Source organism: Paenibacillus sp. FSL H8-0122, from assembly GCF_038005345.1.
In the GTDB taxonomy this organism is placed as follows: Bacteria; Bacillota; Bacilli; order Paenibacillales; family Paenibacillaceae; genus Paenibacillus_AQ.
In genome coordinates this window covers 5,377,733-5,389,814 of sequence record NZ_JBBOTB010000001.1, presented here as the reverse complement: position 1 = coordinate 5,389,814, position 12,082 = coordinate 5,377,733, and the positions used below count along the sequence as shown (strand labels likewise).

The window sequence follows — 12,082 nt, the reverse complement described above, 5'->3', positions numbered from 1 at the left end:
CAGTAAGGTCACTCCGGGATAAGAGAGCTGCGGGAAGGTGCGACGCAGTCGATGGAGACCTGAACTCGTCCGGGAGCGGAGCGGTGGAAGCAGGGAGCTCTTTGAACAGGAGCGCTGGCCGGTACAGGATGTATCCGGCAACCTTAGGTACACCGTTACGGTTAACCTCCGTGAGAGGGTGGTCAGTCAAGGCTGGACGGAGTGGTAACATTCCGGGAACCTTGCAGACATGGAGTGGGTATCGCAGAACAGCTGGAAGATTAGCGGGTTCGGATATCAACAAGAGTGGTACCGCGACAGTGAACAGCCTGTCGTCTCTTGAATGAGACGGCAGGCTTTTTTTGTGCACATTTTGTGAGAAGGTTATAGGAATGACACGCAAGGATCGGGAGCAGTAGACGGCCAAGGTGAACAGAGAGCTGCGGGGAGGTGCGACGCAGACACCGGAGGCCGGCGAATCTCGCCCGTGAGCGGAGCGGCGGAAAGAGCTACAGGTACGCTGCTACGGATGTCCCCGTTACCGGACTATTCAGATCTTTAGAGCTTCCGTTAATCGGGGCTGCGAGTCTGATACTAAGCTGGACGCAGCCAGGACTTCTGACATCAGGGAGCCTATGCGTCAAAAAGAGTGGTACCGCGGAGGGCTGACCCCCCGTCTCTTTATAAGAGACGGGGGGTCTTTGTGCTTTTTAGGAGGCAGCCCTCCATGATATAAACCTAATTTGAGGAGGAATTACGATGATTATTCCGGTAAAGAAACGTATTCAGATTTTTGACACGACGCTGCGCGATGGGGAGCAGGCCCCGGGAGCCAGTCTTACCCCTGAGCAAAAGATTATTCTGGCCGGCAAGCTGGCGGACCTGGGAGTGGATGTCATGGAGCCGGGATTCCCTGTATCCAGCCCGGGGGATTTCGCTGCGGTGGAGACGATCTCCCGCAACATTCAGGGCGTGGAGATCTGCGGCTTCGCACGTGCAGTCAAGGGGGATATCGATGCTGCTGTACGGGCCACCCGGGATGCCGCGCGGCGGCGGATTCATCTGTTCATCTCCTCCTCCGACATCCACCTGCGCCATCAGCTGCGCATGAGCCGCCCTGAGGTTGTAGCAGTTGCCAGAGAGATGACCGCTTATGCCCGCCAGTTCTGCGATGTGGTAGAGTTCACTGCAATGGATGCTGCACGGACGGGCATCGACGATCTGATTGAGATGGTCGAAGCGGTGATTGAAGAGGGCGCTTCGATTATCAATCTGCCGGACACGGTAGGCTATGCGCTGCCGCAGGAATACGGGGAGATGTTCCGCCGTGTGCGGCTTGGAGCCCGGGGCGGCGACAAGGTCATCTACAGCGCCCACTGCCACAACGATCTGGGCCTCGCCGTAGCGAACAGCCTGGCGGCGATTGAAGGCGGCGCTACGCAGATTGAGGTTACGGTCAACGGAGTAGGTGAGCGGACCGGCAACTGTGCGCTGGAGGAGCTGGTCATGGCTCTGGAGACACGCAGAGACGCTATCGGCGCGGAGACCGGAATCGTGCTGGATAAGCTGTATGATACCTCGCGGATCATCAGCGGGGCGATGCATTTCCCGATTGCCTTCAACAAGCCGGTGGTCGGGCGTAATGCCTTCCAGCATGAATCCGGCATCCATCAGGACGGTCTGCTGAAGGACCGCAGCACCTACGAGATTATGGACCCGGAGCGGCTGGGCATCCCGCGCAGCATGATTATCCTCGGCAAGCATTCCGGCAGGCATGCGCTGAAGGACCGCGCCGCGAAGTACGGCATTGCCCTGGACTCGGCGGACCTGGACGCGCTCTACGCATCCTTCAAGGAGACGGCTGACCGCCAGAAGGCCGTCAGCGATGATGAGCTGCTGCGGATGGTCAGCAGCACCACAGGACAGCAGGCGCAGGTCTATGCGCTCGGCGAGGTCCAGGTCCTGGCCGGCAGCGCGCCGCGCCGCGTGGCTGCAGTGACGGTGCGCCATCTGCAGAGCGGCGCAGAGACGACCCAGACCAGCACCGGAGACGGTCCGCTGGAAGCAATCATTGCCGCTATAGGGCAAGGGATTGCCGAGGATATCCGCTTCGACGGGCTGGAGCTGCATTCCCTCGGCAGCGGCGGGAATGCCCAGGCCGAGGCCGCCGTCATGGTGGAGTGGAAGGACACCAAGTTCCGGGGCACGGCCATCCATCACGATATCGTGATGGCCGCAGGCATTGCTTACATCGCCGCCTGCAATGCGGCGCTGCTGTCGGAATCAGCGGTGCCCTCTCCCGGCTCGGCGGTGAACAGCTAGAGGCTAGAGACCAGAGACTAGAAACCAGAAACCAGAAACCAGGGACTAGAGCGATGTTGTCTCGCAGATTCAACGCTTCTCAAGGATGGACGCCTTTGCCATGTCACCGACATCGGCAGAGGCGTATTTGCTGTCCAGGGCTGGCAGGGCGGCGTATGGCCAAATGTATACGAAAAACCGAACACATTATATGCCGCGACGGCTGACGGGCGCATTGTAGTCGAAAAACCGACCACAATGCGCCGGATGAGGGTGCGCGAGCCAAATGTAGTCGGAAAACCGATCACAATGCGCCGGGTGAGGGTGCGCGAGCCAAATGTAATCGAAAAACCGACCACAATGCGCCGGATGAGGGTGCGCGAGCCAAATGTAGTCGGAAAACCGATCACAATGCGCCGGGTGAGGGTGCGCGAGCCAAATGTAATCGAAAAACCGACCACAATGCGCCGGATGAGGGTGCGCGAGCCAAATGTAGTCGGAAAACCGATCACAATGCGCCGGGTGAGGGTGCGCGAGCGAAATGTAGTCGGAAAACCGACCACAATGCGCCGGGTGAGGGTGCGCGAGCGAAATGTAATCGAAAAACCGACCACATTCGGCGTTGCGTGGGAGCGTGGGCCGGATGGCGGGCAAGTGGGCATTCATATCGCCTAAACCTAACATGATTTTTGCCCCGTGCGGCATTTGTCAACCTGTGGACAACGTTATCCACATATTCCGCACGAGTTGTGTAAAAACCGTGTAAAATCAGCAATAACGCCTTTTTTGCGAGCACCATAAACAAGAGGTTATGCTATGAAACAAAATTGTGAGAATTGTGGATAATGTGGATAATTCGGTGGATAAAAAGTCCTTGACAAGCAAAGTAGCCATTTTACGCATGAAAAAAGCCCCGAAGGGCTAATTTTAGATGATAGTTATGCACGGAAACTGTGGATGAGGCTGTGGATAACCAGATTTGAACAAATTGGAAACTGTTAAAATTTTTTTTGATGCGCCTTAACATTATTCCTCAGCCAGTTTCTCCCATTCGCTAAATAAATCTCCCAGCTCGCGTTTTTTGTCCTTAAGCTCACTTTCATGCTCCTGAAGCGCCATATAATCCTGATACACCTCAGGTTTAGTCATTTCATGTTCAATTCCCGAAATGGCTTCCTCCAGCTTCGCGATTTTCTCTTCCAGTTCGGAGATGCGGCGCAGGCGGTTCCGTTCCTCACGTTTAGCCTGCTTGTCCGCCTCATAGGAGAGGGAGCTGCCTTTCTCGGCGGATATCGCTTCAATGTCGGCACTCCTGGAGGACTTGGCGGCGGCAAGCTCGGCTTCCTCTTCGGCAATCGCTTTGAGCTCGAGCTTTTTCTCAATATAGTCGTCATAATTGCCCAAATACTGATCAATTCCGTCGGGGTGCAGCTCAAGTACCCGTTCAGCCATCTTGTTAAGGAAATAACGGTCATGGGAAATGAACAGCAGGGTGCCTTCAAAATCGATCAGGGCCGATTCGAGCACCTCGCGGCTGACGAGATCCAGATGGTTGGTAGGCTCATCGAGAATCAGCATATTGGCTCCGCGCAGCATCAGCTTGGACAGGGCCACCCGGGCCTTCTCACCGCCGCTCAGCGCAGCTACCTTCTTAAGTACATCCTCGCCGCTGAACAGGAAGTTGCCGAGAATCGTACGGATTCTGGCCTCCTCCAGCATCGGATATTCACTCCACAGCTCCTCCAGCACCGTATTGCGCGGATTCAGCCGGGTCTGCTCCTGGTCGTAGTAGGCGATCTTCACCTTGGTTCCCCAGTTCACGGTTCCGCGGGAAGGCTCGCGGGTGCCGGTCATGCATTGCAGCAGTGTAGACTTCCCGATCCCGTTCGGTCCGATCAGCGCCGCTGTCTCGCCGCGCCGCAGCTCGAAGGAGGCATTGCGGAAGAGCGGTGCAGCCTCAGGACTGAAAGAGACTGCGACCTCCCGGACTTGCAGCACTTCCTTGCCGGACATGAAGTCAGGCTCGAAGGAGAAGCTGGCCTTCTTCAGGTCGCCCAGCGGCTTGTCGATACGCTCCATCTTGTCGAGGGCCTTGCGGCGGCTCTGTGCCCGCTTGGTGGTGGAGGCCCGGACAATGTTGCGCTGCACGAAATCCTCCATCCGTGAAATTTCGTCCTGCTGCTTCTCATACTGCTTCATACGAATCTCGTATTCCGCAGCCTTCAGCTCCATATAGCGACTGTAGTTGCCTGTGTATCTGCGCGATTGGTGCCGCTCGATCTCCACGATGGTCGTCACCAGGCGGTCAAGGAAATACCGGTCATGGGATACGACCAGGATGCCGCCGGCGTAACCGCGCAGATAATCCTCCAGCCAGGTGAGGGTCTCGATGTCCAGATGGTTAGTCGGCTCATCGAGCATGAGCAGATCAGGCGCTTGAAGCAGGATGCGGGCCAGTGCCAGACGTGTCTTCTGGCCTCCGCTTAAGGTAGAGATTGGAGTATCCGGTGCGAACTCCCCGAAGCCCATCCCGTGCAGCACGCTGCGGATACGCGTATTGATCTCATAGCCGCCGTGATCCTTGAACCAGTCAGAGCGTCTGGCATAGCGCTCCAGCAGATCCTCATAACGCTTCGGATCTTCGGCAAGTGCCGGATCGGCGATGTCCGTCTCCAGCTGCCGCAGCTCGGCCTCTGCCTCCAGCAGCGGCGCAAATACCGCGAGCATCTCTTCCTGTATGGTGTTATCCGACTGCAGGCCGCTGTTCTGGGCCAGATAGCCAATCGTAGTCTCTTTAGACTTATGAATTTGTCCGCTGTCATAAGACATCTCACCCGCGAGAATCTGCAGAAAGGTCGATTTGCCTGCCCCGTTGACGCCAACCAGCCCGACTCTCTCCCTCTCGTTCACCATTAGGCTAATGCCGTCCAGCACGCTTTGTATACCGTATGATTTCGTAATTCCTGTCGCTTGAAGAAGCATTCTGATGAAACCTCCGCCCTTGCAAATTGGCCTCGGCGGCTTGCGCCCAGGCGATCGTCTAATCTTATTCTCCAGTTTACATGAAAAAGGTGGGGCGTGCGAGGTCCATTCTGCTAACAAGGGTAATGAATCAACCTTGGCGAACCGGTGAGAAGAGTGGTAAACTGAGCTTACAAACTATGATAAGCTAGGAACAAGTGAAGGAGGAGGCTGCCTATGCAGGAGCACAGCATGCAGCTTGCCGGGCGGAAGCACGAGCTTCGCACCGGGAATACCGCGCTCCGCGATGCCTTGCCCCTGGAGCAGCGGGAGCTGTTATCCGCCCGGGTGTGCGCCCATGCCTGGAGCTGGTTCTCGCAGGAAGGCGCAGCTTCACTGCTTGCGTATGCGCCGTTTCGCTCCGAGCTGGACTGCCGTCCGCTTCTTGCGGCGGCATGGGCGGAAGGGCATGAGGTGCTGCTTCCCCGCGTCAACCGGGAGAGCGGTGACTTAAGCCTTCACCAGGTAAGCTCCTGGGATGAGCTTGTCCCCGGAACCTACGGGATCATGGAGCCGCCGGCCGGGAGTGCTGCTCTTGCCGGCCCCCTCGCGCAAGCAGGACGGAGAAGCGGCTGGCCGGAAGTTATCTTCGTGCCAGGACTGGCCTTTGACCGGCGGGGCGGACGCCTCGGCTACGGACGAGGATATTATGACCGCCTGCACACCGCATTGGAGACAGGGGGCCCCGGTAAGGCTGCCAAGCCTATGTGGATTGGTCTGGCCTACGGCCTCCAGCTGGTACCGGAAGTACCGCTTGAGGAGCATGATGCCTTAATGGATCTGCTGATTACGGAGAACGGCATCTGGGATTGCCGGAAGGAGAGGGCTACATGGAATTAACTCATTTCAACGAGCAGGGCAGAGCCCGCATGGTGGATGTGAGCGACAAGGAAGTTACCAGGCGGACAGCGGCAGCCAGAAGCCAGGTGCATATGGCCCCGGAGACGCTGGACGCCATTAAGGCGGGAACGATCCGCAAGGGCGATGTGCTTGCGGTAGCTCAGGTTGCAGGAATCATGGCGGCGAAGCAGACCGCAAGCTGGATTCCCATGTGCCACCCGCTGCCGCTTACCGGAGTGGATATCCGCTTCATGGATAACAACAAAGATGAACTATATATAGAAGCAACCGTCAGCACTACCGGTAAGACCGGGGTGGAGATGGAGGCGCTCACTGCTGTATCGGCAGCGGCGCTGACCGTATATGATATGTGCAAGGCGCTGCAGAAGGACATGATTATCGGACCTACGATGCTGGTGTCCAAGAGCGGCGGCAAGAATGGGGATTACGCGCTGGAAGCAGAATAGAGCAGAAGCAGGGAATGATACAGCCGAAGGCGCAGCGGCAGCTGCTTCAGCAGCCGGATATACATAGTACATAGAGAGGGAGGGACAACCTATGGCGTGGAAAACAGCAATCCTGACGGCCAGCGATAAAGGGGCCAGGGGCGAACGGGAAGACACGAGCGCCCAGGTGATTCGGGAGCTGGTGGAGGAGGAGCTGGGCGGCGAGATCATTGAATACCGGATCGTGCCTGATGAGCAGGATGAGATTATTGCTGCACTGATTGAGCTTACGGATTATTTCCAGGCGGATCTGGTGCTGACAACCGGCGGAACCGATCTGGCCATCCGCGATGTTACGCCGGAGGCGACGCGGCGGGTCATTGAACGCGAAGTGCCCGGACTCTCCGAGGCGATGCGCAGTACGGTGATGCAGAAGAACCGCGCAGCTATGCTGTTCCGGGGAATCTGCGGCATCCGTGGAAGAACTCTGATTGTCAATCTGCCCGGTACCCCGAAGGGGGTACATGAGAATCTGGCGGCGATTATGGATCAGCTTCCGGAGGCTCTGTTAATGGTTACGGGACAATATCGCCAGTAATCGGACTTTGCTCTATTCACTTTTGTCTAAATCGTTCAGGATACACAATGGATGTGTGATATAAGTTATGGTATTATTATTTTATCGTTAACTATTGTCATGAACGGACAGAAGGATGGGAGGAAACCGGTATGTTAGGTGGTATTGGCACACCCGGAATTATCTTGTTGGTTATCTTGGCATTGCTGCTCTTCGGTCCCAATAAGCTTCCTGAGCTGGGGCGGGCAGTCGGACGTACCTTCCGTGAATTCAAGGACGGTGCACGGGAGATTGTGAACGAGCCGGAAGCGGCCAAGCGGGGCGATACAGTTGCTCCTGCGGCGGCGCAGACGGCTGCAGCAGAACTTCCGCAGGACCGCCGTCTGCCGGAATAATTTTAAGGTTCCCACGCAGGGGCGTCTTTCCCAGGTCTGCTTTTAGACCGGGGCGGCGCCCTTTTTTTGAAATAGAATTTATATGTTTCACGATATAACTTATCTATTGCTAATATGTCAATCCGGGTGGTGTCAGTCATGTCTCTGGAAGAGGAAGAAATGTCCCTCGTCGATCATCTGACGGAGCTGCGCAGACGTCTTATCTACGTGCTGATCGTGTTCGTAGCAGGACTTGTGCTCGGCTTATTCGTCGCCAAGCCAATCTATCTGTACCTGATCAGCGCCGATGCTGCGCAAGGCTTCGTCCTGCATGCGTTCTCCTTCTGGGATGGAATCGGGATGTATATGAAGATCGCTATGGCGGTCTCGCTGGTCTTCTCCGTGCCGTTTATCGCCTTCCAGCTATGGGCGTTCATCAGCCCCGGCCTGCGGCCTGTGGAGCGGAGCGCTGCCCTGCGTTATGTGCCTTATGTGTTTGTGTTGTTTATTGCCGGCATTGCTTTTGCCTATTACATAGTGTTCCCTATGGCCTTATCCTTCACCATCTCGATTACGCGGAATATGGGGCTTGAGGAGACCTACGGCATCGCCGAATACTTCGATTTCCTGTTCAGTCTGGTGATTCCGCTGGCCCTGCTCTTCGAGCTGCCGCTGATTGTCATGTTCCTGACCAAGCTCAGGGTGCTGAACCCGCTGCGTCTGCGCAAGATGCGCCGTTATGCCTATTTCGCGCTTGTGTTCATTGCTGTGGTCATTACACCGCCTGATTTCATCTCGGACTTTCTGGTGACGATTCCGCTGCTGGTGCTGTATGAATTCAGTGTGTTTCTGTCCGCATTCGTCTACCGCAGGCAGTTGGCTGAGGACGCTAAGCGGGAGGCGCGGTATGTGAAGGCAGATTAGTGGGAGGGGGGCATAATATGCCCCTTGCTGGATAGAATGTAGGAGAGTGCGGGCCGGACAAGCGCTGAAACCATAATTTTGGCAAAAACAAATACGATTTTGTGTAAAAGGACTTGAAATCCGTCTTCAAGTTGAGTATCATAAAAATTGTTGTTAGCACTACAGAGGGTTGAGTGCTAACGCTGCTGAAAAACCGGGATTGGCCGGAGCAACATTCCGTAAGGGATGCTGATGGCGCAGATCCCCGCAGCTCTATCTATGTTTTCAAAGCAAAACACATAATTTCAAAGGAGGCTATTTTTTCATGATTAAACCACTAGGTGAACGCGTATTGGTAGAACCAAGCGAGCAACAGGAAACCACTTCTTTCGGGATCGTGCTTCCGGACTCTTCCAAAGAGAAGCCGCAAGAAGGTACTATTATCGCTGTAGGCAGCGGAGCTTTGAAAGACGGAGTCCGTGTAGCGCTGGAAGTGAAAGAAGGCGACCGTGTGCTTTTCTCGAAATATGCCGGAACTGAAATCAAATACGAAGGCAAAGAATATCTGATTATGAAAGAAAGCGACATTCACGCTATTCTTGACTAGTCTTAAGCGTCGCTCATAAGTCAGATTTAGAGTACTTATACACAAGCTAAGATTACGTTCACAATAATATTAGGAGGTTAACTATACAATGGCAAAAGAAATTAAGTTCAGTGAAGATGCTCGCCGTGCAATGCTGCGCGGGGTTGATGCTTTGGCAAATGCAGTAAAGGTTACACTGGGTCCAAAAGGCCGTAACGTGGTGCTGGAGAAGAAATTCGGCAGCCCGCTGATCACCAATGACGGTGTGACTATCGCCAAGGAAATCGAACTGGAAGATGCCTTCGAGAACATGGGCGCACAGCTCGTTAAAGAAGTAGCTACCAAGACTAACGATGTAGCGGGTGACGGTACTACAACTGCAACGGTTCTGGCTCAGGCTATGATCCGCGAAGGTCTGAAGAACGTAACTGCAGGCGCTAACCCGATGGTTATGCGTAAAGGGATCGACAAAGCAGTGAAGGCTGCTGTCGCTGAACTGCAGAATATCGCTAAGCCGATTGTGGATTCCCAAGCGATCGCACAAGTAGCTGCAATCTCCGCTGCTGACGAAGAAGTGGGCCAACTGATTGCTGAAGCTATGGAAAAAGTCGGCAAAGACGGCGTTATCACCGTTGAAGAATCCCGCGGATTCCTGACAGAGCTTGAAGTGGTTGAAGGTATGCAGTTCGACCGTGGTTACATTTCCCCGTACATGATCACGGATACGGACAAAATGGAAGCCGTTCTGGAGAACCCGTACATCCTGATTACAGACAAGAAAATCAGCAGCACGCAAGAAATTCTTCCACTCTTGGAGAAGATCGTTCAACAGGCGCGTCCGCTGGTAATCATCGCTGAAGACATCGAAGGCGAAGCTCAGGCGATGCTGATTGTGAACAAGCTGCGCGGAACGTTCAATGCTGTAGCGGTTAAAGCTCCTGGGTTCGGCGACCGCCGTGAAGCTATGCTGCAGGATATCGCTGCTCTGACAGGCGGCCAAGTGATCACTGAGAAGCTTGGACTGGATCTGAAAAGCACTTCCATTGAGCAACTGGGTAACGCCCGTCAAGTGCGCGTAACCAAAGAAAACACTACAATTGTAGACGGAAGCGGCGACAAGGCGGACATCAATGCACGCGTTAGCCAAATCCGTTCCCAGCTGGAAGAAACCACTTCCGAGTTCGACAAAGAAAAACTGCAGGAGCGTCTGGCAAAATTGGCTGGCGGCGTAGCCGTTGTCAAAGTCGGTGCTGCTACTGAAACTGAACTGAAAGAGCGCAAGCTCCGCATCGAAGATGCCCTGAACGCAACCCGCGCTGCGGTTGAAGAAGGTATCGTATCCGGTGGGGGTACAGCTCTTGTGAACGTATATGCTGCTGTAGCTGCTGTTGTAGCTGAAGGCGACGAAAGAACTGGTGTGAACCTCGTGCTGCGCGCACTGGAAGAACCTGTCCGCACCATCGCTGCTAACGCAGGCCAGGAAGGCTCCGTTATCGTGGACCGCCTGAAAAAAGAAGCTATCGGCATCGGCTACAACGCTGCTACCGATGAGTGGGTAAACATGTTCGAAGCAGGGATCGTTGACCCTGCCAAGGTAACCCGTTATGCGCTGCAGAACGCAGCATCCGTAGCGGCTATGTTCCTGACCACTGAAGCGGTTATCGCTGACAAGCCAGAACCAGCCGCTGCTGGTGGCGGAATGCCAGATATGGGCGGCATGGGCGGTATGGGCGGCATGATGTAATAAGGGTGACAAACCCTTATGCATTAAGGGTTTCCTGAGAAGGAAACACCGTTTGACCACATGATGCAAAAATAAGAGGCTTCCTATGAGTTCATTGAACTTGTGGGAAGCCTCTTTTTCATAGCTCAAATCTTTTAATATTCTTCAATCTAATTCCTGATCTAAAAGAGGTTTTACTAAACGACGCACTTCGTCTGTTGAAGTGGTTTCCATTAATTGGTCTTTTAGTTCGTCTGCGCCTCTAAATCCACGAACATAGATTTTGAAATAACGAAGAAGTGGTCTAAATGAACGTGGCAAGGTTTCTGTTGAATATTTATCGTGAAGATCCAACTGTAAAAGAAGTAAACTGAGAAAATCCTTCGCGCTATGTTCTTTAGAGTCTTTCTCGAAAGCAAATGGATTAGTGAAAATGCCGCGGCCAATCATGATACCATCAACGCCGTATTGTTCAACTATTTTTAATCCTGTTGCGCGGTCCGGAATATCTCCATTAATGGTTAACAGCGTATTTGGGGCAATTTCATCGCGCAATTTTTTTATTTCAGGAATTAGTTCCCAGTGTGCAGCTACTTTACTCTTCTCTTTTTTGGTACGAAGGTGAATGGACAGATTCGCAATATCTTGTTTCAATATATGTCCTAACCAATCGCGCCACTCATCAATTTTAGAGTAACCTAATCTTGTTTTAACACTAACCGGCAATCCACCTGCTTTTGCTGCTTGAATAATTTCTGCTGCAACTTCAGGATGGCGTATTAATCCGGCCCCTTTTCCACTGGCTGCGGCGTTTTGTGCTGGGCATCCCATGTTTATATCGATACCACGAAAACCAAGTTTTTTCATATCAATACTCATCTGTTCAAAAAGTGCAGGTTTATTGCCCCAAATATGAGCGACAATCGGTTGCTCATCAGCTGTGAACATTAACCGGCCACCTACATTTTCTTTTCCAACAGGGTGACAATAATTTTCTGCACTTGTGAATTCCGTGAAAAATACGTCAGGTTTTGCAGCTTCACTAATGACGTGACGAAATACAATATCTGTGACGTCTTCCATTGGAGCTAATATAAAAAACGGTTTCGGTAAATCCAGCCAAAAGTTTGGTTCGTTACTCATATTATCTTCTCCTGTTGCAACATATAAAAACGATATAGTCTATAGCAAAGTCTTTTACCCATCATACATAGTATCATTATTTTTCGTTTGATGCACAATGGTGTGAACGACGGACACATTTGTGGTGTCTGCCAAAGTCGAGCGGCAAGCGCGAACTTAAAGATTTCTTTAACTTTCACACAGGGGTTA

The 12,082-nt window shown here is 53.4% G+C and carries 12 protein-coding genes and 1 other annotated feature; of the genes, 10 read left to right on the top strand and 2 right to left on the bottom strand.

From position 1 onward, the window contains the following. The first annotated feature begins 37 nt into the window (after nt 1-37). The 3 genes from NSS64_RS32805 (at nt 38) to NSS64_RS23285 (ending at nt 2,955) form a co-directional block, all read left to right on the top strand. The gene (locus NSS64_RS32805) at nt 38-208 is read left to right on the top strand and encodes a hypothetical protein (protein ID WP_445667807.1); all 171 of its coding nucleotides are present in this window, start codon (nt 38-40) and stop codon (nt 206-208) included. 164 nt (nt 209-372) lie between these two features. Then, nucleotides 373-663 (top strand) — a binding site (T-box leader). A gap of 75 nt (nt 664-738) precedes the next feature. Then, nucleotides 739-2,301 carry a 2-isopropylmalate synthase gene (locus NSS64_RS23290; RefSeq protein ID WP_341141684.1) on the top strand — a complete coding sequence of 521 codons (1,563 nt, stop codon included), beginning with the start codon at nt 739-741 and terminating at the stop codon, nt 2,299-2,301. 252 nt (nt 2,302-2,553) lie between these two features. Beyond that, nucleotides 2,554-2,955: a hypothetical protein gene (locus tag NSS64_RS23285; RefSeq protein WP_341141683.1), complete on the top strand. Its 402-nt coding sequence runs from the start codon at nt 2,554-2,556 to the stop codon at nt 2,953-2,955. Nucleotides 2,956-3,306: 351 nt separating this feature from the next. On the opposite strand, the gene NSS64_RS23280 is transcribed toward NSS64_RS23285, so the two are convergent. Beyond that, nucleotides 3,307-5,262 carry an ABC-F family ATP-binding cassette domain-containing protein gene (locus NSS64_RS23280; RefSeq protein WP_341141682.1) on the bottom strand — a complete coding sequence of 652 codons (1,956 nt, stop codon included), beginning with the start codon at nt 5,260-5,262 and terminating at the stop codon, nt 3,307-3,309. 216 nt (nt 5,263-5,478) lie between these two features. On the opposite strand from NSS64_RS23280, the gene NSS64_RS23275 reads away from it, so the two are divergent. From NSS64_RS23275 to groL, 7 genes are all read left to right on the top strand, one after another. Further along, nucleotides 5,479-6,141: a 5-formyltetrahydrofolate cyclo-ligase gene (locus NSS64_RS23275; protein WP_341141681.1), complete on the top strand. Its 663-nt coding sequence runs from the start codon at nt 5,479-5,481 to the stop codon at nt 6,139-6,141. Then, on the top strand, nt 6,132-6,608 hold the full coding sequence (moaC, locus tag NSS64_RS23270) for a cyclic pyranopterin monophosphate synthase MoaC (RefSeq protein WP_340943724.1): 477 nt from the start codon (nt 6,132-6,134) through the stop codon (nt 6,606-6,608). The genes NSS64_RS23275 and moaC overlap by 10 nt, the downstream gene beginning before the upstream one ends. 91 nt (nt 6,609-6,699) lie before the next feature. After that, entirely contained in the window at nt 6,700-7,185 is a 486-nt protein-coding gene (locus tag NSS64_RS23265) for a MogA/MoaB family molybdenum cofactor biosynthesis protein (protein WP_036693720.1), read from the top strand. A gap of 131 nt (nt 7,186-7,316) precedes the next feature. Beyond that, nucleotides 7,317-7,559 (top strand): twin-arginine translocase TatA/TatE family subunit, encoded by a 243-nt coding sequence (gene tatA / locus NSS64_RS23260; protein WP_340943723.1) that lies wholly within the window; start codon nt 7,317-7,319, stop codon nt 7,557-7,559. A 138-nt stretch (nt 7,560-7,697) separates the two neighbouring features. Beyond that, complete coding sequence (tatC, locus tag NSS64_RS23255) at nt 7,698-8,462, top strand: twin-arginine translocase subunit TatC (RefSeq protein ID WP_340943721.1); 765 nt, start codon at nt 7,698-7,700, stop codon at nt 8,460-8,462. Between the two features lie 304 nt (nt 8,463-8,766). Continuing rightward, the gene (gene groES / locus NSS64_RS23250) at nt 8,767-9,048 is read left to right on the top strand and encodes a co-chaperone GroES (protein ID WP_036723192.1); all 282 of its coding nucleotides are present in this window, start codon (nt 8,767-8,769) and stop codon (nt 9,046-9,048) included. Between the two features lie 88 nt (nt 9,049-9,136). Beyond that, entirely contained in the window at nt 9,137-10,771 is a 1,635-nt protein-coding gene (groL, locus tag NSS64_RS23245) for a chaperonin GroEL (RefSeq protein WP_036723193.1), read from the top strand. Nucleotides 10,772-10,915: 144 nt separating this feature from the next. Here groL and NSS64_RS23240 read toward each other — a convergent pair whose 3' ends face one another. Beyond that, entirely contained in the window at nt 10,916-11,893 is a 978-nt protein-coding gene (locus tag NSS64_RS23240; RefSeq protein ID WP_341141680.1) for a tRNA dihydrouridine synthase, read from the bottom strand. Nucleotides 11,894-12,082: the final 189 nt, after the last annotated feature.